This is a genomic window from Serratia sp. LACPHL-BACT-2024-00286 (genome assembly GCF_043109535.1).
In the GTDB taxonomy this organism is placed as follows: domain Bacteria; phylum Pseudomonadota; class Gammaproteobacteria; order Enterobacterales; family Enterobacteriaceae; genus Serratia; species Serratia sarumanii.
In genome coordinates, this window is sequence record NZ_JBICNA010000007.1 from 228071 (window position 1) to 254098 (window position 26028).

24 protein-coding genes are annotated in these 26028 nt (G+C 61.3%); 13 read left to right on the forward strand and 11 right to left on the reverse strand.

The features are described 5' to 3' along the window. Window positions 1-194 precede the first annotated feature (194 nt). The 6 genes from ACF8MC_RS20780 to ghrB all read left to right on the forward strand — a co-directional run bounded on the left by ACF8MC_RS20780 (window position 195) and on the right by ghrB (window position 6366). Window positions 195-857, forward strand: a complete 663-nt coding sequence (locus ACF8MC_RS20780) for an OmpA family lipoprotein (protein ID WP_033631402.1) — start codon at window positions 195-197, stop codon at window positions 855-857. Between the two features lie 124 nt (window positions 858-981). Then, complete coding sequence (locus tag ACF8MC_RS20785; RefSeq protein WP_033653960.1) at window positions 982-2016, forward strand: LacI family DNA-binding transcriptional regulator; 1035 nt, start codon at window positions 982-984, stop codon at window positions 2014-2016. A gap of 166 nt (window positions 2017-2182) precedes the next feature. Next, entirely contained in the window at window positions 2183-2935 is a 753-nt protein-coding gene (locus tag ACF8MC_RS20790) for a sugar phosphate isomerase/epimerase (protein ID WP_164105508.1), read from the forward strand. Window positions 2936-2942: 7 nt separating this feature from the next. Continuing rightward, window positions 2943-3908, forward strand: a complete 966-nt coding sequence (locus ACF8MC_RS20795; RefSeq protein WP_041038167.1) for a sugar kinase — start codon at window positions 2943-2945, stop codon at window positions 3906-3908. A 139-nt stretch (window positions 3909-4047) separates the two neighbouring features. After that, window positions 4048-5316 (forward strand): MFS transporter, encoded by a 1269-nt coding sequence (locus ACF8MC_RS20800; protein WP_033636543.1) that lies wholly within the window; start codon window positions 4048-4050, stop codon window positions 5314-5316. A 72-nt stretch (window positions 5317-5388) separates the two neighbouring features. Next, window positions 5389-6366 (forward strand): glyoxylate/hydroxypyruvate reductase GhrB, encoded by a 978-nt coding sequence (gene ghrB / locus ACF8MC_RS20805; RefSeq protein ID WP_016929588.1) that lies wholly within the window; start codon window positions 5389-5391, stop codon window positions 6364-6366. 1 nt (window position 6367) lies between these two features. Here the strand turns inward: ghrB and ACF8MC_RS20810 are convergent, their stop codons facing one another. Further along, window positions 6368-6520 (reverse strand): hypothetical protein, encoded by a 153-nt coding sequence (locus tag ACF8MC_RS20810; protein WP_019455508.1) that lies wholly within the window; start codon window positions 6518-6520, stop codon window positions 6368-6370. Window positions 6521-6716: 196 nt separating this feature from the next. Here ACF8MC_RS20810 and ACF8MC_RS20815 point away from each other — a divergent pair, with 196 nt between their 5' ends. The 4 genes from ACF8MC_RS20815 to ACF8MC_RS20830 all read left to right on the forward strand — a co-directional run bounded on the left by ACF8MC_RS20815 (window position 6717) and on the right by ACF8MC_RS20830 (window position 10843). Further along, on the forward strand, window positions 6717-8780 hold the full coding sequence (locus ACF8MC_RS20815) for an alpha-amylase (RefSeq protein WP_164105510.1): 2064 nt from the start codon (window positions 6717-6719) through the stop codon (window positions 8778-8780). 135 nt (window positions 8781-8915) lie between these two features. Further along, entirely contained in the window at window positions 8916-10166 is a 1251-nt protein-coding gene (locus ACF8MC_RS20820; protein ID WP_164105512.1) for a valine--pyruvate transaminase, read from the forward strand. A 75-nt stretch (window positions 10167-10241) separates the two neighbouring features. After that, window positions 10242-10463 carry a ribbon-helix-helix domain-containing protein gene (locus ACF8MC_RS20825; protein ID WP_004933932.1) on the forward strand — a complete coding sequence of 74 codons (222 nt, stop codon included), beginning with the start codon at window positions 10242-10244 and terminating at the stop codon, window positions 10461-10463. Beyond that, window positions 10463-10843: a type II toxin-antitoxin system VapC family toxin gene (locus ACF8MC_RS20830; protein ID WP_033653957.1), complete on the forward strand. Its 381-nt coding sequence runs from the start codon at window positions 10463-10465 to the stop codon at window positions 10841-10843. Before ACF8MC_RS20825 ends, ACF8MC_RS20830 begins: the two co-directional genes overlap by 1 nt. A gap of 10 nt (window positions 10844-10853) precedes the next feature. On the opposite strand, the gene ACF8MC_RS20835 is transcribed toward ACF8MC_RS20830, so the two are convergent. The 3 genes from ACF8MC_RS20835 to ibpA form a co-directional block, all read right to left on the reverse strand. After that, on the reverse strand, window positions 10854-12512 hold the full coding sequence (locus ACF8MC_RS20835) for a putative transporter (RefSeq protein ID WP_033649549.1): 1659 nt from the start codon (window positions 12510-12512) through the stop codon (window positions 10854-10856). A 166-nt stretch (window positions 12513-12678) separates the two neighbouring features. Next, window positions 12679-13107 (reverse strand): small heat shock chaperone IbpB, encoded by a 429-nt coding sequence (gene ibpB / locus ACF8MC_RS20840; protein WP_004933922.1) that lies wholly within the window; start codon window positions 13105-13107, stop codon window positions 12679-12681. A 100-nt stretch (window positions 13108-13207) separates the two neighbouring features. Continuing rightward, on the reverse strand, window positions 13208-13621 hold the full coding sequence (gene ibpA / locus ACF8MC_RS20845) for a small heat shock chaperone IbpA (protein WP_004933919.1): 414 nt from the start codon (window positions 13619-13621) through the stop codon (window positions 13208-13210). A 310-nt stretch (window positions 13622-13931) separates the two neighbouring features. On the opposite strand from ibpA, the gene ACF8MC_RS20850 reads away from it, so the two are divergent. After that, window positions 13932-14279 carry a YceK/YidQ family lipoprotein gene (locus ACF8MC_RS20850; protein WP_033636538.1) on the forward strand — a complete coding sequence of 116 codons (348 nt, stop codon included), beginning with the start codon at window positions 13932-13934 and terminating at the stop codon, window positions 14277-14279. 30 nt (window positions 14280-14309) lie between these two features. Here ACF8MC_RS20850 and ACF8MC_RS20855 read toward each other — a convergent pair whose 3' ends face one another. Together ACF8MC_RS20855 and ACF8MC_RS20860 are read right to left on the reverse strand one after the other, a co-directional pair. Further along, complete coding sequence (locus ACF8MC_RS20855; RefSeq protein WP_164105514.1) at window positions 14310-15590, reverse strand: DUF3748 domain-containing protein; 1281 nt, start codon at window positions 15588-15590, stop codon at window positions 14310-14312. 90 nt (window positions 15591-15680) lie between these two features. Next, window positions 15681-16415, reverse strand: a complete 735-nt coding sequence (locus ACF8MC_RS20860; protein WP_164105515.1) for a phosphatase PAP2 family protein — start codon at window positions 16413-16415, stop codon at window positions 15681-15683. Between the two features lie 218 nt (window positions 16416-16633). Here ACF8MC_RS20860 and ACF8MC_RS20865 point away from each other — a divergent pair, with 218 nt between their 5' ends. After that, on the forward strand, window positions 16634-17602 hold the full coding sequence (locus ACF8MC_RS20865; protein WP_164105517.1) for a threonine/serine dehydratase: 969 nt from the start codon (window positions 16634-16636) through the stop codon (window positions 17600-17602). Continuing rightward, the gene (locus ACF8MC_RS20870; protein ID WP_164105520.1) at window positions 17589-18530 is read left to right on the forward strand and encodes an ornithine cyclodeaminase family protein; all 942 of its coding nucleotides are present in this window, start codon (window positions 17589-17591) and stop codon (window positions 18528-18530) included. The genes ACF8MC_RS20865 and ACF8MC_RS20870 overlap by 14 nt, the downstream gene beginning before the upstream one ends. Window positions 18531-18555: 25 nt before the next feature. Here ACF8MC_RS20870 and yidA read toward each other — a convergent pair whose 3' ends face one another. The 5 genes from yidA to dnaA all read right to left on the reverse strand — a co-directional run bounded on the left by yidA (window position 18556) and on the right by dnaA (window position 25559). Then, complete coding sequence (gene yidA / locus ACF8MC_RS20875) at window positions 18556-19371, reverse strand: sugar-phosphatase (protein ID WP_033649554.1); 816 nt, start codon at window positions 19369-19371, stop codon at window positions 18556-18558. Window positions 19372-19495: 124 nt separating this feature from the next. Beyond that, window positions 19496-21910 (reverse strand): DNA topoisomerase (ATP-hydrolyzing) subunit B, encoded by a 2415-nt coding sequence (gyrB, locus tag ACF8MC_RS20880; RefSeq protein ID WP_033636532.1) that lies wholly within the window; start codon window positions 21908-21910, stop codon window positions 19496-19498. Window positions 21911-21928: 18 nt separating this feature from the next. Beyond that, complete coding sequence (recF, locus tag ACF8MC_RS20885; RefSeq protein ID WP_033653950.1) at window positions 21929-23014, reverse strand: DNA replication/repair protein RecF; 1086 nt, start codon at window positions 23012-23014, stop codon at window positions 21929-21931. Window positions 23015-23059: 45 nt separating this feature from the next. Then, window positions 23060-24160: a DNA polymerase III subunit beta gene (gene dnaN, locus ACF8MC_RS20890; RefSeq protein ID WP_004933892.1), complete on the reverse strand. Its 1101-nt coding sequence runs from the start codon at window positions 24158-24160 to the stop codon at window positions 23060-23062. Window positions 24161-24164: 4 nt separating this feature from the next. Next, complete coding sequence (dnaA, locus tag ACF8MC_RS20895) at window positions 24165-25559, reverse strand: chromosomal replication initiator protein DnaA (RefSeq protein ID WP_049235245.1); 1395 nt, start codon at window positions 25557-25559, stop codon at window positions 24165-24167. Window positions 25560-26028 lie beyond the last annotated feature (469 nt).

Genomic DNA, 26028 nt, shown 5'->3' on the forward strand with positions numbered 1-26028 from the left:
GCCCGGCGTTTTACCGCATAACTCCCCCAGCACTTACCCGCGCTCATCATTTGTCACGTTTTTCTCCGGAACTGCCGGCGAAACCGCGCGTCATAGGTAGCGCGGCGACGCGGGCTCCCTGCGTCACCCACTTTTTTTTGCGTCCCCGCTTTGGGCCGGCGCGTACAGATTCTGATGCCATTAAGGACAAGAACATGAAAAAACGCATTGCAATTATTGCCGGCGCCGTGAGCCTCACGCTCGCGCTGTCGGCCTGTACCACCAACCCTTACACCGGCGAATCCGAAGCCGGTAAATCCGGCATCGGCGCGGGCCTCGGGGCCGCACTGGGCGCCGGCGTCGGCGTGCTGTCCTCTTCCAAGAAAGATCGCGGCAAGGGCGCGCTGATCGGCGCAGCGGCCGGTGCAGCCCTCGGCGGCGGCGCTGGCTATTACATGGACGTGCAGGAAGCCAAACTGCGCGACAAGATGAAAGGCACCGGCGTCAGCGTCACCCGCCAGGGCGACAACATCGTGCTGAACATGCCGAACAACGTGACCTTCGACAGCAGCAGCGCCACGCTGAAACCGGCGGGCGCCAACACCCTGACCGGCGTCGCCATGGTGCTGAAAGAGTATCCGAAAACCGCAGTCAACGTTGTCGGCTACACCGACAGCACCGGCTCCCGCTCGCTCAACATGAACCTGTCGCAGCAGCGCGCCGACGGCGTAGCCAGCGCGCTGATCACCCAGGGCGTGGCGGCGAACCGTATCCGCACCACCGGTGCCGGTCCGGACAACCCGATCGCCTCCAACAGCACCGCGGAAGGCAAGGCGCAAAACCGCCGTGTCGAGATCACCCTCAGCCCGCTGCAGTAATCCCGTGCGGGGCGCCACCGGCGCCCCGCCGCCTCCCTGCGATTTTCGCCTTACCCTTCAACACTCCCGCCCGCACATCGGGTATGGTAGTCTCCTTGGCAATTAACCGCAGGAGGGATCGGCTGTGAGCACAGGCAAGGCAACGCGCGCCTCAGGGCGCGCCACCATCAGCGATGTGGCCAGCATCGCCAAAACCGGCAAGACCAGCGTGTCGCGCTATCTGAATGGTGAACAGCACCTGCTTTCTGACGATCTCAAACAGCGCATCGAACAGGCGATCCAGCAGCTCGACTACCGGCCAAGCCAGATGGCGCGCAGCCTGAAGGGCGGCCAGACCCGCCTGATCGGCCTGATCCTCGCCGATATCACCAACCCCTATTCGGTGGACGTGATGCGCGGCATCGAGGCCGCCTGCCGCCAGCACGGCTTTACCCTGCTGGTGTGTAACACCAACAACGAAGTCAATCAGGAACAGCACTACCTGCAGCTGCTCAGCAGTTACCGGGTGGAGGGCATCGTGGTCAACGCGGTCGGCATGCGCGAGGAAGCGTTATCCACGCTGCAGCAGTCGATGCTGCCGATGGTGCTGATCGACCGCAAAATCCCCGATTTCGCCTGCGACGTGGTGGGCCTGAACAACCGCGAAGCCGCCACCGTCGCCACCGAACACCTGCTGCAACAAGGTTTCGAAGCGATTTTGTTCCTCAGCGAGCCGCTCGGTACGGTCAATACCCGTCTCGAGCGCCTGCACGCTTTCAGACATACCATGGCGCAGCACCCCACGCTGTCAGCGGAGCAGGCCGAAACGCCGCTCAACGATCGGCAGAAGCTGGAGCAGGTGCTGAGCGATTTCAGCGGCCGCCATCGCGGCATGCGCAAGGCGGTGATCTCCGCCAACGGCGCCTTGACGCTGCAGGTGGCGCGCGCCATGCGCCGGCTCGGCATCCAGTGGGGCAACGACATCGGCCTGCTGGGCTTCGACGAGCTGGAGTGGGCGGAGCTGGCGGGCGTCGGCATCACCACGCTGAAACAGCCCACCTACCAAATGGGGCACGCGGCACTGGAGCGGCTGGTGCAGCGCATTCAGGGCCTGGCCGCCCCCAGCGGCGAGCAGATGTTCTCCGGCGAGCTGATCGTCCGCGGCTCCACCACCCGCTAACCCGCCTTCTTCGGGGCCGTTGCCCGCCCCGCCCTCATCGGCTGTTTTTTGCTCAGCTTCGTGATTGCGATCATATTTTTACACTCTGTCGCTTTTCGCTGGAACCGGTTCCATTTAACGTACCGGTAACAGCAGCGGCGGCGACAATGCCGCCTCAGGAGTCAAAATGAAAACAGAAATCATCGTGGTCACCGGCGCCTACGGCACCGATACCGTCAAACAATACGGCGGCCAGCGCGCGCTGTTGCCCATCATCGCCGGCGCGGGCGCCGACGGGGTGGAGATCCGCCGCGAACTGTTCGCCGCCGGCGAATTGGACAGCCTGCCGGCCCTGGCGCAAGAAATCGAACGCCAACAGCTGTTCGCCGTCTACTCCGCCCCTGAGGCGCTGTTCACCCCGCAACATACGCTGAACCCCAACCTGGCGGCGCTGCTGGCGGAAGCGCAGGCGCTGAACGCGCGCCAGCTGAAGTTATCCCTCGGCCATTTCCGCCCGGGTTTTGATTTTACCGAGCTGAAAGTGGCGCTGGAGCAGCACCCGGTCAAACTGGTGGTCGAAAACGATCAGACACCGGACTGCGGCATTTTGTCGATGCTGAACGCCTTTTTCCACGCCGCGGAAGATAGCCACCTGCCGGTCAGCATGACCTTCGATATGGCCAACTGGCTATGGTTGGGGCAAGACGCTTTCGCCGCCGCCGAACGCCTGGCCCGCCACGTCGGTTACGTGCACGTCAAAGCCGCCACCCAAGGCCCGCGCGGCTGGCGCGCCGTCGCGCTGGACGATACCGACGGCAGCTGGCGCGATCTGCTGGCCCGCCTGCCGCACGATGCGCCGCGCGGCATCGAATTCCCGTTGCAGGGCGATGATCTGGAAGCCGTCACCCGCCATTACGTCAATATTTTGCGTGCGGAGTAACCCCATGATGACAACGTTAACGGCAACGACGGCGCAGCAGGCGCCCCTGGATGTGGTCACGCTGGGCGAAGCCATGGCGATGTTCGTGGCGGCGCAAACCGGCGATTTGGCGGAGGTGGAAACCTTCACCAAACGCATCGCCGGCGCCGAGCTGAACGTGGCGATCGGCCTGGCGCGCCTGGGCATGAATGTCGGCTGGGTCAGCCGCGTCGGCAACGATTCGTTCGGCCGCTTCACCCTGCAGCAGCTGAAAAAAGAAGGCATCAACTACCGGCAGGTGACGGTCGACGGCCACTATCCCACCGGCTTTCAGGTGAAATCCAAAACCGCCGATGGTACCGATCCCAGCGTGGAATACTTCCGCAAAGGCTCGGCGGCCAGCCACCTGTCGGTCACCGATTTCAACCCTGAGTATTTCGGTTCCGCGCGCCACCTGCACCTGAGCGGCGTGGCGGCGGCGCTGTCCAGCGAATCGCTGGCGCTGTGCCACCATGCGGCGCGCGAGATGCGCGCCATGGGCAAAACCATTTCATTCGATCCCAATCTGCGCCCGGTGCTGTGGCCCAGCCGCGAGGTGATGATCGAGCAGCTGAACCAGCTGGCGTTCGCCGCCGACTGGGTGCTGCCGGGGCTGAAAGAAGGGCAGATCCTCACCGGCCAATCGACGCCGGAAGGCATCGCCGATTTCTATCTGGAACGCGGCGTGCAGGCGGTGATCATCAAAACCGGCCCGGACGGCGCCTGGTTTAAAACCGCCGCCGGCGACAAGGCGGCGGTGGCCGCGGTCAAGGTCGACAACGTGGTGGATACCGTCGGCGCCGGTGACGGCTTTGCCGTCGGCACCCTCAGCGCCCTGCTGGAAGGCAAAACGCTGATACAGGCGGTGCAGCGCGGCAACAAAATCGGTTCGCTGGCGATCCAGGCCATCGGCGACAGCGAGGGCCTGCCGACCCGCGCGGCGCTGGCCGAATAACAATAAAAAAACGACTTCTCCGCATGACGTCAGCCTCTGGCCCTACAACCGGGACGCGTCGGGAGAGCATCTGCCCCTTCCTCTTGCATGCCCAGCGTGCCGGGCGAAGGGGACGCAACACCACTGAAGGATACTGAACATGAACAAAGCGACTGTCGCGGCCAAACGCTGGTGGTACATCATGCCCATCGTGTTTATCACCTACAGCCTGGCCTATCTCGATCGCGCCAACTTCAGCTTCGCCTCTGCCGCCGGCATCAATGAAGATCTCGGCATCACCAAAGGCATGTCCTCGCTGCTGGGCGCGCTGTTTTTCCTCGGTTATTTCTTCTTCCAAATTCCCGGCGCCATCTACGCCGAACGCCGCAGCGTCAAAAAACTGATCTTCTGGTGCCTGATCCTGTGGGGCGGCTGCGCCTCGCTGACCGGCGTGGTGAGCAATATTCCGATGCTGGCCGCCATCCGCTTTATCCTCGGCGTGGTGGAAGCGGCGGTAATGCCGGCGATGCTGATCTACATCAGCAACTGGTTCACCAAATCGGAGCGCTCACGCGCCAACACCTTCCTGATCCTCGGCAACCCGGTGACGGTGCTGTGGATGTCGGTGGTGTCCGGCTACCTGATCCACGCCTTCGGCTGGCGTGAAATGTTCATCATCGAGGGCATTCCGGCGGTTATCTGGGCGTTCTGCTGGTGGGTGCTGGCGAAAGACAAACCGGCGCAGGCCGGCTGGTTGAGTGCCGATGAGAAACAGGCGCTGCAGCAGCAGCTGGACGAAGAGCAGAAAGGCATCAAGGCCGTGCGCAACTACGGCGAAGCCTTCCGTTCGCGCAACGTGATCCTGCTGTGCGTGCAGTACTTCGCCTGGAGCATCGGCGTGTACGGCTTCGTGCTGTGGCTGCCTTCCATCCTGCGCAGCGGCATGCAGATGGGCATGGTGGAAGCCGGCTGGCTGTCGGCGGTGCCTTACCTGGCGGCGACCATCGCCATGATCGTGGTCTCCTGGGCGTCGGACAAAATGCAAAACCGCAAGCTGTTCGTCTGGCCGCTGCTGCTGATCGGCGCGCTGGCGTTCTTCGGCTCTTACGCCGTCGGCGCCAACCACTTCTGGATCTCCTACGGCCTGCTGGTGGTCGCCGGCGCCGCGATGTACGCCCCCTACGGGCCGTTCTTCGCCATCATTCCGGAAATGCTGCCGAAAAACGTCGCCGGGGGCGCCATGGCGCTGATCAACAGCATGGGCGCGCTGGGGTCGTTCTTCGGTTCGTGGTTCGTCGGCTATCTGAATGGCGCCACCGGCAGCCCGGCGGCCTCTTACATGTTTATGGCCATCGCACTGGTGGTGGCGGTGGTGTTGACGCTGATCGTCAAACCCGCCCGCAACGAGATCCAGCCGCAATTGGCTTGATCCGGTTATACTTTTTATCTGTTAACCCAACCGGGGGGCGCCATGCCCCCTTTGGCCCAGCTGGAGTTCGTGATGAAGCCTTCTATCGTATTGTACAAAAGCCTGCCCGCCGATCTGCGTGAACGTCTGGAACAGCACTTCACCGTGCACGCCTTCAACGGCCTGCAGCCGGAGAACCGCGACGAACTGCGCCAGGCGCTGCAGCAGGCCGAAGGGATCATCGGTTCCGGCGGTAAAATTGACGAAGCCTTCCTGCAGCAGGCGCCCAAACTGCGCGCGGCCTCGACCGTTTCCGTCGGCTACGACAACTTCGACGTCGAGGCGCTCAACGCCCATAACGTGCTGCTGATGCACACCCCGACGGTGCTGACCGAAACCGTCGCCGACACCATCATGAGCCTGGTGCTGGCGACCGCGCGCCGGGTGGTGGAAGTGGCGGAGCGGGTGAAGGCCGGCGAATGGCGCGGCAGCATCGGGCCGGACTGGTTCGGCGTCGACGTGCACCATAAAACCATCGGCATCCTCGGCATGGGGCGCATCGGCCTGGCGCTGGCGCAGCGCGCGCACTTCGGCTTCGGCATGCCGGTGCTGTACAACGCCCGCCGCACGCACGAAGAGGCGGAGCAGCGCTTTAACGCGCGCCGCTGCGATCTGGATACCCTGCTGGCCGAGTCGGATTTCGTTTGCATCACGCTGCCGCTGACCGAACAAACCTTCCACATGATCGGCCGCGATCAGTTGGCGAAGATGAAGAAAAGCGGCATTCTGATCAACGCCGGCCGCGGGCCGGTGGTGGATGAGCAGGCGCTGATCGAAGCGCTGCAAAACGGCGTGATCCACGCCGCCGGGTTGGACGTGTTCGAGAAAGAACCGCTGCCGGCCAACTCGCCGCTGCTCAGCATGCCGAACGTGGTGGCGTTGCCGCACATCGGCTCCGCCACCCATGAAACGCGCTACGGCATGGCCGCCTGCGCGGTGGATAATTTGATCGCCGCGTTGACCGGCACGGTGAAAGAAAACTGCGTCAACCCGCAGCTGTTGCGGAAATAACTCAGCGCGGCCGGTGGTCTGCGGATAACCGGCCGTGTTGCTCTTCCTGCTGCGGCGCGAACAGCGCCTGCAGCTGATGTTCTTCGGCGAAGTGCTGCAATTCGGCATCCTGAATTGCCTGAACGATCTCTTCTCGCCAGTTTTTGTCCGTCATCGCTAACCTCCTTTGATGTTCATCGTTTAATCTGCCGCAGCGCGCGCGCAAAGCCAAGCCGAATCAATCCGAAAACGCTCCGCCCTTTCTCTCCTCCCCGAAAAACCCTCGCAGGGAGGAGGCTATTTTTCCGCCGTTTGCCACACTGGGCGCTACCCTGCGAGAAAAACGCTTCCTGCCGCGCGTAAGGAGAGCCATGAAACTGTTACCCCTGCCCTTGTTGATGCTGCTGTCGCCTTCGGCGCTGGCCGGCTGGACGCTGCCGGGTTTCCCGGCCTTCGACGAAACTGCCGCCGGGCTGTTTACCAGCCAGGCCGCGCTGCCCAAAGGCCAGCTGCCGCTGCGCCTGTATCAGGATAACCACTGTTGGCAGCCGGCCGAGGCGGTGAAGCTTAACCAGACGCTGTCGCTGCAGCCCTGCGGCGCCCATCCGCCGGCCAGCTGGCGGCAGTTCCGCGCCGGCGACTATCAGGTGCGCATCGACACCCGCAGCGGCACGCCGACGCTGCAGCTCAGCCTGCGCAGCGCGCCGGAAAGCGCCGCCGTTGTTGCCCGCAGCTGCCCGCGCTGGGACGGCAAGCCGGTCACGGTCGACGTCGCCTCCACCTTCGCCGAAGGCGAAACGCTGCGCGATTTCTATTCCGGCCAAACGGCGCAGGTGAGCCAGGGGAAAATCACGCTGCAGCCCGCCGCCGCCAGCGGCGGCCTGTTGCTGCTGGAGTCCGCCACCACGGCGAAACCGGCGGCGTTCAGCTGGCATAACGCCACGGTCTACTTCGTGCTGACCGATCGCTTTGAGAACGGCAATCCGGCCAATGACCACAGCTACGGGCGCCGCAGCGACGGCCTGCAGGAAATAGGCACCTTTCACGGCGGCGATCTGGCCGGCCTGACGCAAAAACTGGATTATCTGCAGCAGCTCGGCGTCAACGCCTTGTGGATCAGCTCGCCGCTGGAGCAGATCCACGGCTGGGTCGGCGGCGGCACCAAAGGCGATTTCCCGCATTACGCCTATCACGGCTATTACGCCCTGGACTGGACTCGCCTCGACGCCAACATGGGCACCGAACAGGAGCTGCGCACGCTGGTCGAGCAAGCGCATCGGCGCGGCATTCGCATTCTGTTCGACGTGGTGGTGAACCATGTCGGTTACGCCACGCTGGCGGATATGCAGACGTTTCACTTCGGCTCGCTGTATCTGCAAGGCGCGGAGGTGGAGAAAACCCTGGGGAAAAATTGGGGCGACTGGCGCCCCGGGCCAGGGCAAAACTGGCACAGTTTCAACGACTACATCAACTTCAGCGACAAGGCGGGCTGGCGCCAATGGTGGGGGAAAAACTGGATCCGCACCGACATCGGCGACTATGACTCACCGGGCTATGACGATCTGACGATGTCGCTGGCCTTCCTGCCGGACATCAAAACCGAAGCGCCCGGCGCCAGCGGCCTGCCGCTGTTCTACCGCCACAAGCCCGACACCGCCGCGCGCGACATTCCCAGCGCCACCACCCGCGATTACCTGACCGTCTGGCTCAGCCAGTGGGTGCGCGATTACGGCATCGACGGTTTTCGCGTCGATACCGCCAAGCACGTGGAAAAACCGACGCTGGCGCTGTTGAAGCAGCGCGCCACGGCGGCATTGGCGGCGTGGAAAGCGGATCATCCGCAGCAGGCGCTGGATGACGCGCCGTTTTGGATGACCGGCGAGGCCTGGGGCCACGGGGTGATGAAAAGCGACTATTACCAAAACGGCTTCGACGCGATGATCAACTTCGACTTCCAGGACCAGGCGGCGCAGGCATTGGGCTGCTTTGCCGACATCGACGCCACCTACCGGCAGATGGCCGAGCGGCTGCAGGATTTCAACGTGCTGAGCTACCTCTCTTCACACGACACCCGGTTGTTCTTCGCCAGCGACGCCAAAGGCTCGCTGCCGCTGCAACAGCGGGCGGCGAACCTGCTGTTGCTGGCGCCGGGCGCGGTGCAGATTTACTACGGCGATGAAAGCGGCCGCCCGCTCGGCCCCACCGGTTCCGATCCGCTGCAGGGCACCCGCTCCGACATGAACTGGCGTGAGCTGCTGGGGGAAAAAGCCCCGATGCTGGCCCACTGGCAACGGTTGGGGCAGTTCCGCGCTCGCCATCCGGCGATCGGCGGCGGCGTGCAAACCCCGCAGCCACACGCCGCCTACTACGCCTTCAGCCGCCGGCTCGGCGACGATAAGGTGATGGTGGTGTGGGCCGGCGAACGGTCACAATAATCCAGCGTAATATGCTACCAATCGGCCAATGGACGAAGTTTGTGCCCATTGGTCGATTTATCGGCCGCGTTGCAGCGGGATTTGTCTGGCGGTATGGTGGGGGATTACCTGCTAAGAAACAGTACTGCTGCACCTATGACTTTCTCACTTTTCGGCGAAAAATTTACCCGTTATGCGGGCATTACCCGTTTGATGGACGACCTGAACGAAGGCCTGCGCACCCCCGGTGCCATCATGCTCGGCGGCGGCAACCCGGCGCAGATCCCAGAGATGGAAGCCTACTTCAAACAGCTGTGCCAGGAGATGCTCGACCAGGGCAAACTGACCGAAGCGCTGTGCAACTACGACGGCCCGCAAGGCAAGGACGCGCTGCTGAAAGCGCTGGCCAATCTGCTGCGCGACGAGCTCGGCTGGGAGATTTCGCCACAGAATATTGCACTGACGAACGGCAGCCAAAGCGCGTTTTTCTACTTGTTCAACCTGTTCGCCGGCCGCTACGCCGACGGTTCGCGCCGCCGCGTGCTGTTCCCGCTGGCACCGGAATACATCGGCTATGCCGACGCCGGGCTGGACGAAGGGCTGTTCGTCTCCGCCAAACCGAACATCGAGCTGCTGCCGGACGGCCAGTTCAAGTATCACGTTGATTTCGAACACCTCACCATCGGCGACGACATCGGCATGATCTGCGTTTCACGGCCAACCAACCCGACCGGCAACGTGATCACCGACGAAGAGCTGATGAAGCTCGACCTGCTGGCGCAGCAGCGCGATATTCCGCTGGTGATCGACAACGCCTACGGCGTGCCGTTCCCCGGCATCATCTTCAGCGACGCCACGCCGCTGTGGAACCCGAACACCATCCTGTGCATGAGCCTGTCCAAGCTCGGCCTGCCGGGCTCGCGCTGCGGCATCGTGATCGCCGACGAGAAGGTGATCACCGCGCTGACCAACATGAACGGCATCATCAGCCTGTCGCCGGGCAGCATGGGGCCGGCGATGGCGACGGAAATGATCGCACGCGGCGATCTGCTGCGCCTGTCGAACGAGGTGGTTCGCCCGTTCTACAAACAGCGCGTCGAGCACACCATCGAGATTATCCGCCGTTACCTGTCGCCGGAGCGCTGCCTGATCCACAAACCGGAAGGGGCTATCTTCCTCTGGCTGTGGTTCAAGGATCTGCCGATCACCACCGAAGTGCTGTATCAGCGCCTGAAAAAGCGCGGCGTGCTGATGGTACCGGGCCACTACTTCTTCCCGGGGCTGGAGCACGACTGGCCGCACACCCACCAGTGCATGCGCATGAACTACGTGCCCGATCCGGAGAAAATCGAGCGCGGCGTGGCGATCCTGGCGGAAGAGATCGAACGCGCGCATCAGGAAGGCTAACGCCAGCTGATTGAAAATCGACCGATAAAGATATACGATGCATATATCGTATATCTTTTTTTTGGAGGGCTAGTGATGACTCGCATCGTGATCGATTTACCTGAAGAAGACCTGCGGCAGCTCGACAATCTGAAAAATATCCGCCACGTTCCCCGGGCCGAAATCATCCGTCAGGCCGTCTCCCGTTATCTGACGGAGAACCACGTTGAAGATCCCAGCAATGCTTTCGGGCTCTGGTCCGGGGCGATGGGCGATGGCGTAGACTACGAAAATCGTCAGCGCGAGGAGTGGGAATAATGGTGGCTCAACGGGCGTTATTCGACACCAATATCCTGATCGATTATCTCAACGGCATTCCTCAAGCCAAAGACGTTCTGACCGAATACCACATCAACCCGGCTATTAGCGCCATCACCTGGATGGAAGTGATGGTGGGTGCCAAAAAACAGGGGCCGGCGCTGGAGTTGAAAACGCGCCAGTTTTTAGGGCAATTCCTGCTGCTGCCTATTACCGATGAAGTTGCCGAACGCGCCGTAGAACTGCGCCACTCACAGCATGTGAAGCTGCCGGACGCCATTGTCTGGGCCACCGCACAGGTGGGGTTCCGAACGCTCATCTCCCGCAACCCCAAAGATTTTGGCACTGACAACGGCGTGTTAATACCTTACCGGCTGTAGTCGGGCAGTGTTACAGCGTCCAGAACAGCACCGCCAGCAGCTGCGGCGACATGATGCGCAGGAACATCGCCAGCGGATACACGGTGGCGTAAGACAGCGCGGCGGCGCCGCTGGTAGGATGCAGACCGTTGGCGAAGGCCAGCGCCGGCGGATCGGTCATCGATCCCGCCAACATGCCGGACAGCGTCAGGTAGTTCATCTTGCCCACCGTGCGCGCCAGAATACCGACGCTCAGCAGCGGAATGGCGGTGATCAACGCGCCGTACCCGACCCACGTCAGCCCCTCGCCGTGCAGCAAGGTATCGATGAAGTTGCCACCCGATTTCAATCCAACCACCGCCAGAAACAGCACGATGCCCAGTTCGCGCAGCGCCAGGTTGGCGCTCGGCGGCATAAACCAGTACAGCTTGCCAATGCTGCCGATGCGCCCCAGGATCAGCGCCGCCACCAGCGGCCCACCGGCCAGCCCCAGCCGCAATGCCGCCGGGAAGCCAGGCACGAACAGCGGAATGGAGCCGAGCAGCACCCCAAGGCCGATGCCGATAAACACCGGCAGCATCTGCACCTGCTGCAGTTTTTGTTGGGCGTTGCCGACGATTGCCGTCACCGCGTCGATGGCCTCCGGCCGGCCGACCAGGTTCAGAATGTCGCCGAACTGCAGCGTCACGTTGCTGCCGGCCACCAGCTCCACGCCGGCGCGGTTGAGGCGTGAAATTACCACGTCATACTTTTGCTTCAGGTTCAGATCGCGGATTTTCTTGCCCAGCACCTGCTCGTTGGTCACCACCGCCCTCACCACCTGCAGCGCGGTGCCGCGCGTGGACAGCGAGGCGTCCACCTCTTCGCCGATCACCAGTCGGGCGTTCTCCAGATCTTCGCGTTTGCCCACCAGATGCAGGTAGTCGCCCAGCTCCAGCCGCTCGTGCGGCGCCGGCACCATCAACAGCTCCCCGCGTTTGAGGCGCGAACAGACGATCGCTTCACCATTGAGCAGCGGCACCTGCTTAATCGCCATGCCCTGCAGATTGGGGTTGCGCACCGCCACGTTGATGGCGTGCAGTAGCTCACGCTGATTGCCCAGGCTGCTTTCAAACGCCTGCGCTTCGCGCTCGATGTTGATGCGAAAAAACAGCCGAATCAACCACATCACCAGCAGGATGCCGCATATGCCGAACGGATAGGCCATGGCGTAACCCATCCCCATGCCGTCCACCAGCGCCGGATCGGAACCGAGATCGGTCAGGATTTGCTGACCGGCGCCCAGCGCCGGGGTGTTGGTGACCGCGCCGGAGAACACGCCGAGGATGATCGGCAGCGGCACGTCGAACAGCTTGTGTACCGCCGCCGCCACGACGCCGCCGGTCAGCACCAGTAGCACCGCGAAGGCGTTGAGGCGCAGCCCGGAGACGCGCAGCGAAGAGAAGAAGCCGGGGCCGACCTGAATGCCGATGGTGTACACGAACAGGATCAGGCCAAACTCCTGGATAAAGTGCAGCATGTCCCCGTTCAGGTTGATTTGCCCGCTCTGGGCGAAGTGGCCGACCAGGATGCCGCCGAACAGCACGCCGCCGATGCCCAGCCCAACGCCGTACAGCTTCCAGTTCCCCATCCACAGCCCAATGACGGCCGCCAGCGCCAACATGCTGACGGTCAGGGCGATATCGCTCATAGGTCACATCCTTGCCAAAGTTGAAAAGGAATTTGCGGCCAAAGACACACAACTAACAAGGATTATGACATCGGACAAACGGGGGGACTGTGGCATGCGCCACATAACGCAGCGGGGGAGACCCGTCTGGATCTCCCCCGCATGATGATGACCGTTTTTCAGTCGGTTATTTGGCTTCCAGCTCCGGCGTCGCCCCGATGGCGATGCGCTGCGGCTGCAAGGCTTCCGGCACCTGACGCACCAGATCGATGTGCAGCAGGCCGTTTTCAAATTTGGCCTCGGACACCTGCAGATGCTCCGCCAGGGTGAAGGTCAACTGGAACTCTTTGCACACCAGGCCCTGATGCAGGTATTCGACCTGTTTTTCCGGCGGCGTGGGTTTACCGCTGACGGTCAGCCGCGGCCCTTCCACTTCGATATTCAGTTCGCTCTGCCGGAAACCGGCCAGCGCCAGAGAAATGCGGTAGTGATTGTCATCGCTTTTCTCGATGTTATACGGCGGGAACCCCTGGGGTTCCTGGCCGCCCATTGAGCTGGCCAATTTATCAAAACCAATCCACTGACGCAGAAGCGGGGATAAATCGTAATTACGCATAGGAACAACTCCTTTCATTAAGCGAGATGTGTTTATTCAGCCCCCTGACGGCAGGCTAGGTATTATTTGCCGGCAGCGTACCTGCCGGCGAAACGGAAATTTATTTAATTTCGATGCGGCGCGGTTTTAATGTTTCCGGCACGATGCGTTGCATGTCGATATACAACAGGCCATTCTCCAGTTTGGCGCCTTTAATTTGAATATGTTCGGCCAGCTGGAATTTACGCTCGAAATTACGCTCGGCGATGCCCTGATATAAATAGGTTTTTTCTGCCGGTTCGTTATTGTGCGCCCCGCGCACGATCAGCAGATTATCTTGCGTGGTGATCTCCAGCTCCTGCTCGGCAAACCCGGCTACCGCGATGGCGATGCGATAATGATTTTCGTCCACCAGCTCGACATTATAAGGCGGATAACCGCCGTTGCCCTGACTCTGGCCGGCTTCCAGCGCGTTGAACAGGCGATCGAAACCAATGGCGGAACGGTATAGCGGGGAAAGATCAAAATTACGCATAAAACAGCCTCCTAAGGCACTTCAGCGAGGTTGAAATAAATACGCCTTCCACTCTGGACAGGCTAATTAAGCCAGAATTCCCTTACGGCGAATTCTCAATTCGGCTCTGATGATAAAATGGGGGTTGATTTCATCAATTCAACAGGCGAGGATCAAAAAAACTTCGTACCGATTAGGCGAAAGTTTTTTTACCACTTACACTAAAGTGAGAGAGCCGCCACAGAGCGGGATTTTGCTTCTTTTAAAGCAGCGACAGGATGTTATAACTCAGCTTAATTTTAGGGGCACAGCAACCCTGCAGGATGGATTAATGACGACGATGAAAGCGATAGCGACGGGCTGCATGTTGTTGGCGACCAGCGGTTGCTCCAGCGTGATGAGCCATACCGGCCCGAATCAGGGTTACTATCCCGGCACCCGCGCCAGCGTGGACATGCTGAAGGACGACAACACCAGCTGGGCGATGATGCCGCTGGTGGCGCTGGATCTGCCGTTCTCTGCGGTGATGGACACCGTACTGCTGCCTTACGACTATCTGCGTTCCGGCAACGACGCCACCGCAGACTCGCCAAAAGCGCGCATCCTGCGCAGCGAGCAGCAGAATCTGGCGGCAACCGGCAATCCCGGCGAAGGCAACGACAGCGCCGCCACACACTAATCACACACGCAGCGGGCCATCAGGCCCGCCTTACACCTCAACCACAAAGATCTGGTTGAATCCCGCTATCTCGCGCATAAACGCCACTTTCTTGCCGTCCGGTGAAAACACCACGGCGTCCCCCGACGGCGGCTGCACGCTACGCTGCGTTAAACGCTGCAGACGGCCGCCGGCGACCTCGCACAGCATCACGCTGTTGTCACACACCAAGGCAATCGCCCCGCCCTGCGGGTGCCAGCTGAAGGCAGACTGGATATCATGCTCGCTGTGGCTCACCTGGCGCGGCTCCCCGCCGTTCGGCGACACCGTCCACAGCTGCACCACGCCGCCGTCATCCTTCATCAAAAACGCGATCTGGCTGCCGTCCGGCGAGCTGCGCAGCCAGTGGCGCGGCGCACCGGCCACGCCCGGAAAACGACGATCGCCGGTAAAGGTCACCCGCCGCTGCCTGACGCCCTGCGGCGGCGCCGGCAGCTCGCTTTCCGTTCCCTGCAGCGGCAGAGCGCCCGCCCTGGCGTAATCGGCATCGTTCTCCGGCAGATCGACGATAAACACCTCCGGCAGCTTTTCACCGGCAGCGGACAGCGTATCGCCGATGAACGCCAGCGCCCAGCGCTGCCGGCTGCCGTCGGCCTTACGGTAACCTTCGCGGCCAATCCAGCCTTCTTCGTAAGCACGATTGATCTGATCGCTGCCCGGCTGCGGCTGCGGCACGGTCTCGCTGACCAGCACGCAATAGTGGCTGCCGTCATACTCGCGCGGATGCTGTTTCGGCGGATTGACCCCGTGCAGCGGCACGGCCACCCCAACGTTGCGCAGATCGCGCGCCGGATCGCACTCGTGCATGACGTGATCGTTATAGGTAAAGCTGAGGCGGCTGCCGTCCGGGCTGAAAACGTGCACATGGCTGCCGCCGCGCAGCGCGCCGGGGGTGTAGGGGGCGGTGATATCCAGCGCGTCGAGGGTGATGGCCAACTCGCGATCCGGTTCGCTGACGATCACCCCGCGGCGGTGGTGAAAATCATATTGCCAGGCGCTGTCCGGGTGCTCTGGGCCATGGATAAAGGCATAGCGCGCCGGCGCATCGGGGCTGACCGTGACCACGCCGACGTGGGCGCCGTGCTGAGCGCGATAAACCACCTCCACCGCGCCGCTGGTGACGTTGACCCGCTCGATGCTCAGACCGGTGAAAGAGGCGCCGCGCGGGCGCACGTCATAAGCCAGCCATTGGCTGTCCGGCGTCCAGACGTTGATATTGGTTAACTGATGCCCGCGAGGGTCGAAAGTCAGCTGTTTTTCCCGATGGCTCATGGCGGTTCTCCTGCGCATGCCGGCACTGAGTCGCCATCTTACCGGATCGGCGGCAGCGTTTCATATGGCGCGCTGCCGCGTGAAGCAAGGTTATTTTTTCAGGGCGTTGAATTCCGTTTTGGCCCTTTGCAACTGCGCGGCGAAGGTGGGCTCCGCGTGCAGTCGGGCGACGATGGCCGAGGCGACCAAGCGCGCGGCGGTCACGTCGCTTTGCCAGTGATAACCGCAAATCACCCGGCTCTGGCCCATCTCATAGCCGCGCTGCAGTATCGTCCCCTGCCTGGGAGGGTTAATCTCCGCCAGCACCAGCGCGGTCGCCCAACCGATGGCGGTGTGCCCGGAAGGATAAGAGCCGTTCGTCGATAGCGTGCTCTCTTCATCCGGTCGGCAAGTGGGCTCATGGTAAAAAGCGAACGGCCGAATGCGCATATAGTGATTTTTGGCGCTGCGGGTAGCCAGATCGCCGGCGTCTTCACGCATTTTCATCACCAGTTTGAACAGCTCCGGCGTATTATCCTGGGTGATTTCCGTACCGAAAGCGCCGGATAATGCGGCGGCGACGCCATCCCCCGTTACGTGTGCGTCGTGATAAGCCTGTTTGCCCCGTTCGGTATTACGCAATAATTTCCCGGCATCATATTGCGCCTTGTCATTCATAAAATCGATGCTGTCAACGGCGGGCGGCGGCGGCAATAACGCCAGGCTGTCTATCGATTGCGACTCTTGCAGAAAATAAACCTCCGGTTGGGTGGTCACATCTTTGGCGGCGAAACCAAACGGTGTCAGCGTGGCGTAGGTTAATGAGGCGAGTAATATTTTTTTCATTGTCGTTCCCTTATTAAAATAATTGAGCGGTTGCGACTTCCTTAACGCAAATAAATAAAAAATCGTGCCGCTAAACTATACGTTAATGATTATTTTTCGCCGCCAGTGCGATCACATTACGCCGTGCCCGCTTTTGCCCGGCGGCCGGGCGACGGGGTTTACAATTAATACAAAAAAGTACAAACTGGATTTTTAAGTCCAAACATTCTGGAGCCGGTATGAACCCCCTCTTCGATGCCATTGTTTCTGCCCATCAACAGCTGCGCCCTCAGGTACGGGTCACGCCATTGGAGCGCAGCGTGCTGCTTTCGCAGCAGCTGGGCTGCGAGCTGTATCTGAAATGCGACCATCTGCAGCACACCGGCTCCTTTAAATTTCGCGGCGCCAGCAACAAGCTAAGGTTACTGGATAGCGAGCAACGCCGGCGCGGCGTGATCGCCGCCTCTACCGGCAACCACGGCCAGGCGGTCGCTTTGGCGGGGCAGCTGATGGGCGTTGGCGTCACGGTTTATGCGCCAGAGACGGCGGCGAGCATCAAGCTAGACACCATCCGCGCGCTGGGCGGCACCGTGGAACTAATGCCGGGCGATGCGCTGAACGCCGAACTGGCGGGGGAACAGGCCGCACGCGAACAGGGAAAAACCTATATCTCGCCGTATAACGACGAGCAGGTGATCGCCGGCCAGGGCACCTGCGGCATGGAGCTGGTTGAACAGCTCACCGGTCTGGACGCCGTGTTCGTGGCAGTCGGCGGCGGTGGCTATATCGCCGGTATCGGCACCGTTCTGCAGCAATTGTCGCCGAACACGCAGCTTATCGCCTGCTGGCCGGAAAACGCCACCAGCATGTACAGCGCGCTGGAAGCGGGCCATATCTTCCCGGTGGAAGAGCAAGACACCCTGTCCGACGGCACCGCCGGCGGCGTCGAACCGGGCGCCGTGACCTTCCCGCTGTGCCAACAGCTGATCGACCGCAAAGTGCTGGTCAGCGAGACAGAGATCAAACACGCTATGCGCCGGATCGCCGCCAGCGATCGGTGGATTATCGAAGGCGCGGCCGGCGTGGCGCTGGCGGCGGCGATCAAGCTGGCGCCGGAATACCAGGGAAAAAAAGTGGCGGTGGTGCTGTGCGGTAAAAACATCGTGCTGGAGAAGTACCTCAAGGCCATCGCCGATGCACATCCTTAAACGGCAGCAAATCCTCGCCGCGTTCGACGCCGAGGCTATAACCCCGCTGTTGAAGCAGGGTTTTATCGCCTATTCGCAGCGGCGGGTGCAACAGCCGCCGGTGCAGCATTTCCTGTTCGAACAGGCCGCCGGCGATTGCTGCATCAAATCCGCCTGGCTGGAAGGCGAAGAGATGTTCGTGGTCAAGGTCTCCGCCGGTTTCTATCGCAACGCCGAACGCGGTTTGGCCAGCAATCAGGGGTTGGTGATGGCGTTCTCCGCCCAGACCGGCGAACCTCGGGCGCTGCTGCAGGATGAGGGATGGCTGACCGCGCTGCGCACCGCACTGGCCGGCCGCATCGCCGCCGAACTGTGCGCGCCGCCGCATATTCAGGCGATCGGCATGGTCGGTACCGGCCTGCAGGCCCGGCTGCAGCTGCAATGTCTGAAACCGGTGACCGATTGCCGCGAAGTGTGGGTGTGGGGCCGCAACGATCAGGCGCTGGCGGCGTATCGGCGCGAAGCCGAGGCCGAAGGTTTTCGGGTGCGGGTTACGCAGGATGCGGCAGAACTGGCGGCACACTGTCAGCTGATCGTCACTACCACGCCCAGCCGCGAACCGATTTTACAGGCGGCGGATATTCGGCCCGGCACGCACATCACCGCCGTGGGCGCCGACGCGCCCGGCAAGCAGGAGCTGGCGACCGATCTGGTGGCTCGCGCGGACGCACTGCTGGTCGATGCGCTGGCGCAGTGCGCTGACTATGGCGAGATCGCGACGGCTTATCGGCAAAATAGACTGATTTCAACGCCAATCGTCGAAATGGGCGCCCTCTTGGCGCAGGGAGGGCGGTTGCGAAGCGAGCCGCAGCACATCACCATCGCCGATCTTACCGGGCTGGCGATTCAGGATCTGCAGATCGCCAAAGGGGTGTTGGCGGCAATATAAAGGGGCGCCGCAGCGCCCCACTTGATCAGGCGTTGAGCACGAACTTCTCGATGGCGCGCGCCACGCCGTCTTCGGTATTGGCGCCGGTGACAAACTGCGCCACCGCTTTCAGCTCGGGAATGGCATTGCCCATCGCCACGCCGACGCCGGCATACTCGATCATCGCCGTATCGTTGGCCTGATCCCCCAGCGTCATGATGTTTTCCCGCGCCACGCCGAGGTGCTCGGCCAGCATTCTCACCCCGGCACCCTTATCGACGTTCTTATGCAGGATTTCGAGGTAGTAAGGCGCGCTTTTCAGAATGGTGTAACGCTCGCGCGTTTCCGCCGGGATGCGCGCAATCGCGTTGTCCAGCAGCGCCGGCTCGTCGATCATCATCACTTTCGGGAAACGCATCTGGCGATCCATCTCCTCCACGCTGCGGTATTTCAACGGAATACCGGTCATTTCCGCCTCGTGTATGGTGTATTTGCCGATGTCTTTGTTCGGGGTATACAGGGTGTCAAAGTCAAACGCCTGGTAGTGAACGCCGAGCTCGCGCGCCATCTGCTCGAAGTGCAGATAGTCCTCGAAGCCCAGGGTTTCCTGCAGAATACAGGCGCCGTCGGCCGCGCGCAGCACCAGCGCGCCGTTGTAGGTTATGCAAAAATCGCCGGGGCCCTGAATGTCCAACTGGCGCAGATAGTCCTGCACGCCGACATAAGGCCGCCCGGTGGCCAGCACCACGTGCACCCCTTTGCGCCGCGCCGCCGCGATAGCCTGCTTTACCGCCGGCGTGATTTGGTGCTGCGGATCCAGCAACGTGCCGTCCATGTCGATCGCAATCAGTTCAATAGCCATTCAACGCTTCTCCCAGTGGTTTTTTCCCATGCTAACGCGTTTCAGCCTTGGCTGTCAGCGCCAAAAAAGGCGTAAAAAAATCCGCGCGGGTCGCCCGGCGCGGATTTTCACAGCCATTAACGCATCAGATATCGATGTTCGCCGCTTTCAGGGCGTTTTCTTCGATAAAGGCGCGGCGCGGCTCAACCGCATCGCCCATCAGCGTGGTGAACAGCTGATCGGCAGCGATGGCGTCCTTGACGGTCACGCGCAGCATGCGGCGGCTTTCCGGATCCATGGTGGTTTCCCACAGCTGCTCCGGGTTCATTTCGCCCAGGCCTTTATAGCGCTGCACCGACAGGCCGCGGCGCGACTCTTTCACCAGCCACTCCAGCGCCTGCTCGAAGCTGTCCACCGGCTGACGACGTTCGCCGCGCTCGATGAACGCGCCGTCTTCGATCAGCCCGCGCAGCTGTTCGCCCAGCTGGCAGATCTTGCGGTATTCGCCGCCGTGGATGAAGTCGAAGTCCAGCTTATAGTCGGTATCCACGCCGTGGGTGCGGATGCGCAGCGCCGGTTCGAACATCTGGCGTTCGCGGTTCTCGAAGATCACGAAGTCATAGCTGCTGCCGTGCTGCTCTTTGTCGTTCAGCGCCTGCACCAGCGAAGCGATCCAGGTTTTCACCTTGGCTTCATCGCTGAGATCGCCTTCGTTCAGCGTCGGCTGATAGATCAGGTTGTTCAGCAGCGCGCGCGGATAGCGGCGCTCCATGCGGCCGATCAGCTTCTGCACGGCATAGTGTTCTGCCACCAGTTTTTCCAGCTGCTCGCCGCCGAGCGCCGGTGCGCTGGCATTGGTATGCAGCGTAGCGCCGTCCATCGCGATGGCGATCTGGTACTGATCCATCGCCTCGTCATCTTTGATGTACTGCTCCTGCTTGCCTTTCTTCACCTTGTACAGCGGCGGCTGTGCGATAAACACGTGGCCACGCTCGATGATTTCCGGCATCTGGCGGTAGAAGAAGGTCAACAGCAGCGTACGGATGTGCGAACCGTCGACGTCGGCATCGGTCATGATGATGATGCTGTGGTAACGCAGCTTGTCCGGGCTGTACTCGTCGCGGCCGATGCCACAACCCAGCGCGGTGATCAGCGTCGCCACTTCCTGCGAGGAGAGCATTTTGTCGAAACGCGCTTTCTCGACGTTGAGGATTTTCCCCTTCAGCGGCAAGATAGCCTGGTTCTTGCGGTTGCGCCCCTGCTTGGCAGAGCCGCCCGCGGAGTCCCCTTCCACCAGGTACAGTTCGGACAGCGCCGGATCGCGTTCCTGGCAGTCCGCCAGCTTGCCCGGCAGGCCGGCCAGATCCAGCGCGCCTTTGCGGCGGGTCATCTCACGCGCTTTACGCGCCGCTTCGCGCGCGCGCGCCGCGTCGATGATTTTGCCGACCACGATTTTCGCGTCGCCCGGATTCTCCATCAGGTAATCCACCAGCTTCTCGTTCATCAGCGTTTCAACCGCGGTTTTCACCTCGGAAGAGACCAGCTTGTCCTTGGTCTGAGAAGAGAACTTGGGATCCGGCACCTTCACCGACACCACGGCGATCAGACCTTCACGCGCGTCATCGCCGGTGGCGCTGACCTTGGCCTTCTTGCTGTAGCCTTCCTTCTCCATGTAGCTGTTCAGCGTACGGGTCATCGCGGTACGGAAACCGACCAGGTGCGTGCCGCCGTCGCGCTGCGGAATGTTGTTGGTGAAGCAGTAGATGTTTTCCTGGAAACCGTCGTTCCACTGCAGCGCCACTTCCACGCCGATGTCGTCTTTCACGGTCGAGAAGTAGAACACGTTCGGGTGGATCGGGGTTTTGTTCTTGTTCAGGTACTCGACAAACGCCTTGATGCCGCCTTCGTAATGGAAGTGGTCTTCACGGTCGGTGCGCTTGTCCTTCAGGCGGATAGACACGCCGGAGTTGAGGAAGGACAGCTCGCGCAGACGCTTGGCCAGAATGTCGTACTCGAAATCGGTCACATTGGTGAAGGTCTGGTGGCTCGGCCAGAAGCGCACCATGGTGCCCGTCTGTTCGGTTTCGCCCACCACGGTCAGCGGCGCCTGCGGCTCGCCGTGGCTGTAAGTCTGTTCGTGCACTTTGCCTTCGCGGCGGATCACCAGCTCCAGTTTCTCCGACAGGGCGTTAACCACCGAGACGCCCACGCCGTGCAGGCCGCCGGAAACCTTATAGGAGTTGTCGTCGAATTTACCGCCGGCGTGCAGCACGGTCATGATGACCTCTGCGGCTGAAACCCCTTCTTCCGGGTGAATGCCGGTCGGAATGCCGCGGCCGTCATCCTGTACCGATACCGAGTTGTCGGCATGGATGGTGACCTGAATGTCACTACAGTGGCCCGCGAGCGCTTCGTCGATAGCGTTGTCCACAACCTCGAATACCATGTGGTGCAGACCGGTGCCGTCATCGGTATCGCCGATATACATGCCCGGGCGCTTGCGCACCGCATCCAGCCCTTTTAATACCTTGATACTTGAGGAGTCATAAGAATTCGACATCAACGTTTCTCGCTCATTTTAGTCCTGTGGTTGAACCTCTATTTTACCCTGTTCCACGCGGAACATCTTGCCCTTTTCACCAGCCATGTCGGTCACTTGTTCAGCGCTCACCGCGCTGACAAAAACCTGGGCCTGGGTGGCTTTCAGGCGATCGGCCAGCAACCGGCGACGGCCGGTGTCCAGCTCGGAGGCAAAATCATCAATCAGATACAGGCAACGCCGCCCGCTCTGCCGGGTGAGAAACTCACCCTGCGCCAAGCGCAACGCGCACATCAGCAGCTTAAGCTGACCGCGCGATAACAAATCCTCTACCGGCGTGCCGTCGGCACGAATGCGGAAGTCCGCTTTATGCGGCCCCACCGCGGTATAGGTCAACGCCCTGTCGCGCTCGAACTGGCGCTCCAGCAGCTCGCCGTAGTCGCTCTCTTTGTCCCAGCCGCGCTGGAAGGAGAAGGTCAGGGCGAATTCAGGCAGAAACTGCGCGCAGGTCGCGGTGATATCCGCGGCGATCGCGTCGCTGTATTCCGCCCGCCATTCGCTGATGCGCTCCGCGAGCGGGATCAGTTCCTGATCCCAGGCGCGGATCTGCGCATAGCGACTCACCTGGCGCAGCGCGGCATTGCGCTGCTTCAGTAACCGTTTCAGGTTGCTCCAGGCGGTGAAAAAACCGGGTTCGTTATGAAAACAGCCCCAGTCCAGGAAGGCGCGCCGGAATTTCGGCCCGCCGTTCAGCAGGGTAAAACCTTCGGGGGTGATCAGCTGCATGGGCAGCAGCTGCGCCAGCTCGGCCACCTTGTGGCCATCGCTGCCATCGATGCGTACTTTGCTGTCACCCTGACGGCTCTTGCTCAATCCTACCGACAGCTCGCGCTCCGCGCCTTCGATGCGGCCGTGCAGCACGAACTCCGGCTGGTCGTGGCGAATGACCCGACCGGCCTGCAGGCTGCGAAAGGCACGGCCGTGGCCGAGCGTATACACCGCTTCCAGCACGCTGGTCTTGCCGCTGCCGTTGGCCCCGACCAGGAAGTTGAATCCCGGCGCCAGCGCCAAATCCGCCGCCTCGATATTGCGGAAGTCTTTAATCAATAAACGCGTCAGAGCCATGCAATCTCTTTACCGATGACGGTGCTGTAATTCAAGGTAACGAGACTACAACCGCATTGGCATGACAACGTAGGCCGCCGCCTGGCTGGCGCCGTCTTCGATCTGCACGCTGGAGACCGAATCGGTCAACAGCAGGCGCACGTCTTCACACTTGAGCGCGTTCAACACGTCCAGCACGTAGCTGACGTTGAAGCCGATCTCCATCTCCGCGCCGTCGTAGCTGACGTCGAGGATCTCTTCCGCCTCTTCCTGCTCCGGGTTGTTGGCGGTGATCTTCAGCTGGTTCTGGCTGACGTACAGCCGCACGCCGCGGAATTTCTCGTTCGAGAGAATGGCCGCGCGGGCAAACGCCTGCTTGAGCAGATCGCAGCCGGCTTCCAGCGTTTTATCCGGGTTCTTCGGCAAGACGCGGCGATAGTCCGGGAAACGGCCGTCAACCAGCTTGGAGGTGAAGATGAAATCGCCGACGTGGGCGCGAATGTTGTTGCTGCCGATCTGCAGCTGCAGCAGCGAATCGCCGCCGTCCAGCAGGCGCACCAGCTCCATCACCCCTTTACGCGGCACGATCACCGAATGCGACGGCAGCTGTTGGCCGATCGGCATCGAGCACACCGCCAGGCGGTGGCCGTCGGTCGCGACGGTGCGCAGCTCTTCGCCTTCGGTTTCAAACAGCATGCCGTTCAGGTAGTAACGCACGTCCTGATGGGCCATCGAGAACTGGGTGGCTTCGATCAGGCGCTTCAGCGTCGCCTGCGGCAAGGTGAACTCCACCTCGCTCTGCCAGTCGTCCAGGTTCGGGAAGTCCGCCGCCGGCAGCGTGGACAGCGAGAAGCGGCTGCGGCCGGACCGCACCAGCATGCGCTCGCTTTCCAGCGTGACGGCGATCTCCGCCCCTTCCGGCAGGCCGCGGCAGATATCAAAGAATTTGCGCGCGGGCACGGTGGTCGCGCCCGGCTCGTGCGGCTGGGACAGGGCGACGCGCGCCACCATCTCCATCTCCAGATCGGTGCCGGTCAGCAGCAGGGAGCCTTCCGTCACCTGCAGCAGCAGGTTGCCCAGGATCGGCAAGGTCGGGCGGCCGCCCAGCGGGCTGCTCACCTGTTGCAGCGGTTTTAGCAGATGCTCACGTTCAACGATAAATTTCATAGCGCTATGAAGATAATGTTCTGATTAAATTGGAGAAATCTTCTTTGATGTCGTGACTTTCCTCACGCAGCTGCTCGATCTTCCGGCAGGCGTGCAACACCGTGGTATGGTCGCGGCCACCAAACGCATCGCCGATTTCCGGCAGGCTGTGGTTGGTGAGTTCCTTCGCCAACGCCATCGCCATCTGGCGCGGGCGGGCAACGGATCGCGAACGCCGCTTGGACAGCAAATCCGCGACTTTAATCTTGTAATACTCCGCCACCGTCTTTTGGATATTGTCGATGGTGACCAGCTTTTCCTGCAGCGCCAGCAGATCGCGCAGCGCTTCGCGCACGAAATCGATGGTGATGGCCCGGCCGGTAAAGTTGGCGTTGGCGATCACGCGGTTCAGCGCCCCTTCGAGCTCACGCACGTTGGAACGCAGGCGCTTGGCGATGAAGAACGCCACTTCGCCCGGCAGGCGGATGTCGTTTTCGTCGGCCTTTTTCATCAGGATCGCCACGCGGGTTTCCAGCTCCGGCGGCTCGATCGCCACCGTCAGCCCCCAGCCGAAGCGCGACTTCAGACGATCTTCCACCCCGTTGATCTCTTTAGGGTAGCGATCCGAGGTCAGGATGATCTGCTGATTGCCTTCCAACAGAGCGTTAAAGGTATGGAAGAACTCTTCCTGCGAACGCTCCTTGTTGGCGAAGAATTGGATGTCATCGATCAGCAAGGCGTCGACCGAACGGTAGTAACGCTTAAACTCTTCGATGGCGTTGTTCTGCAACGCTTTGACCATGTCCTGCACGAAGCGTTCCGAGTGCATGTAGACCACTTTGGCGTTGGCCTTGCGCGCCATGATGCCGTTGCCGACCGCGTGCAGCAGGTGGGTTTTACCCAGGCCGGTGCCGCCATACAGGAACAGCGGGTTATAGGCGCCGCCCGGGTTGTCCGCCACCTGACGAGCCGCCGCGCGCGCCAATTGGTTGGACTTACCCTCGACGAAGTTGTCGAAGGTGTGTTTGGGGTTGACGTTGGAGCGGTAAGAGAGCTCGGGTTGCGCCGCCGCGTTGTCCCAGCTCGGGCGCAAAGGCGCGGCCGTGCGCGCCGCGGGGGCCGCAGGGGCGCTGCTGACGCTGGCGGTCACGGTCTGGCTGATCACCTGCGCGATCGGCTTGCTGCCGACTTCAAAACGCAGCAAAGGCGCGTCCGTGCCGCAGAAATCATTCAGCAGACCATTGATGTTGTTTAAGTACTTATCGCGAACCCAATCCAGCACAAAGCGGTTAGGCGCATACAGCGCCAGGGTGTTGTCACTCAGTTCCGCCTGCAATGGGCGTATCCACATACTAAATTCTGTGGCAGGTAACTCATCCTGCAATCGGGCAAGACACTGCTGCCAAAGCGAAAGTGACACGGCGGACTCCACTCGAACAAGATCAATAAAGAAAAGAAACGGGCAACTTTTTTATAACTCATGATTTTTGACACATACCCGGCATCGGCGGTTTGCCTGTGGGGGATGCGAACCGCCTTTCACGGTTTGTGTCCCTCACGATCCCGGCATGAGGGATCGCGATCGGAATGACGGATCATAGCGCAATCCGCGCAAGAGATCCTCCCCTTCCTCACAGATTAGATCCATTTTATCCACAGGCCGCGGCCGGCGGCGATCTTTTCACCGTCGGCGCCGGATGACCGCGCAGATCCCGGCCGCTGCGCCGCATTTTTTACATTGTCAACCGGTTATACCCTGTTATCCACGCCGGATCCTGCGATCGCGCGCAAAGGATCTCTCGGGGATCCTTGCGATTTCACCCCGAGTCCGTATAATCTTCGCCCTACGTGTGATACCTGGTTCCTTATGGTGCGTCATTAGCCAGACA

Coding starts and splice junctions, on each gene's coding strand:
- ACF8MC_RS20780 (WP_033631402.1), top strand. CDS start 195: ATGAAAAAACGCATTGCAATTATTGCCGGCGCCGTGAGCCTCACGCTC.
- ACF8MC_RS20790 (WP_164105508.1), top strand. CDS start 2,183: ATGAAAACAGAAATCATCGTGGTCACCGGCGCCTACGGCACCGATACC.
- ACF8MC_RS20795 (WP_041038167.1), top strand. CDS start 2,943: ATGACAACGTTAACGGCAACGACGGCGCAGCAGGCGCCCCTGGATGTG.
- ACF8MC_RS20800 (WP_033636543.1), top strand. CDS start 4,048: ATGAACAAAGCGACTGTCGCGGCCAAACGCTGGTGGTACATCATGCCC.
- ghrB (WP_016929588.1), top strand. CDS start 5,389: ATGAAGCCTTCTATCGTATTGTACAAAAGCCTGCCCGCCGATCTGCGT.
- ACF8MC_RS20810 (WP_019455508.1), bottom strand. CDS start 6,520: ATGACGGACAAAAACTGGCGAGAAGAGATCGTTCAGGCAATTCAGGAT.
- ACF8MC_RS20815 (WP_164105510.1), top strand. CDS start 6,717: ATGAAACTGTTACCCCTGCCCTTGTTGATGCTGCTGTCGCCTTCGGCG.
- ACF8MC_RS20820 (WP_164105512.1), top strand. CDS start 8,916: ATGACTTTCTCACTTTTCGGCGAAAAATTTACCCGTTATGCGGGCATT.
- ACF8MC_RS20825 (WP_004933932.1), top strand. CDS start 10,242: ATGACTCGCATCGTGATCGATTTACCTGAAGAAGACCTGCGGCAGCTC.
- ACF8MC_RS20830 (WP_033653957.1), top strand. CDS start 10,463: ATGGTGGCTCAACGGGCGTTATTCGACACCAATATCCTGATCGATTAT.
- ACF8MC_RS20835 (WP_033649549.1), bottom strand. CDS start 12,512: ATGAGCGATATCGCCCTGACCGTCAGCATGTTGGCGCTGGCGGCCGTC.
- ibpB (WP_004933922.1), bottom strand. CDS start 13,107: ATGCGTAATTACGATTTATCCCCGCTTCTGCGTCAGTGGATTGGTTTT.
- ibpA (WP_004933919.1), bottom strand. CDS start 13,621: ATGCGTAATTTTGATCTTTCCCCGCTATACCGTTCCGCCATTGGTTTC.
- ACF8MC_RS20850 (WP_033636538.1), top strand. CDS start 13,932: ATGACGACGATGAAAGCGATAGCGACGGGCTGCATGTTGTTGGCGACC.
- ACF8MC_RS20855 (WP_164105514.1), bottom strand. CDS start 15,590: ATGAGCCATCGGGAAAAACAGCTGACTTTCGACCCTCGCGGGCATCAG.
- ACF8MC_RS20860 (WP_164105515.1), bottom strand. CDS start 16,415: ATGAAAAAAATATTACTCGCCTCATTAACCTACGCCACGCTGACACCG.
- ACF8MC_RS20865 (WP_164105517.1), top strand. CDS start 16,634: ATGAACCCCCTCTTCGATGCCATTGTTTCTGCCCATCAACAGCTGCGC.
- ACF8MC_RS20870 (WP_164105520.1), top strand. CDS start 17,589: ATGCACATCCTTAAACGGCAGCAAATCCTCGCCGCGTTCGACGCCGAG.
- yidA (WP_033649554.1), bottom strand. CDS start 19,371: ATGGCTATTGAACTGATTGCGATCGACATGGACGGCACGTTGCTGGAT.
- gyrB (WP_033636532.1), bottom strand. CDS start 21,910: ATGTCGAATTCTTATGACTCCTCAAGTATCAAGGTATTAAAAGGGCTG.
- recF (WP_033653950.1), bottom strand. CDS start 23,014: ATGGCTCTGACGCGTTTATTGATTAAAGACTTCCGCAATATCGAGGCG.
- dnaN (WP_004933892.1), bottom strand. CDS start 24,160: ATGAAATTTATCGTTGAACGTGAGCATCTGCTAAAACCGCTGCAACAG.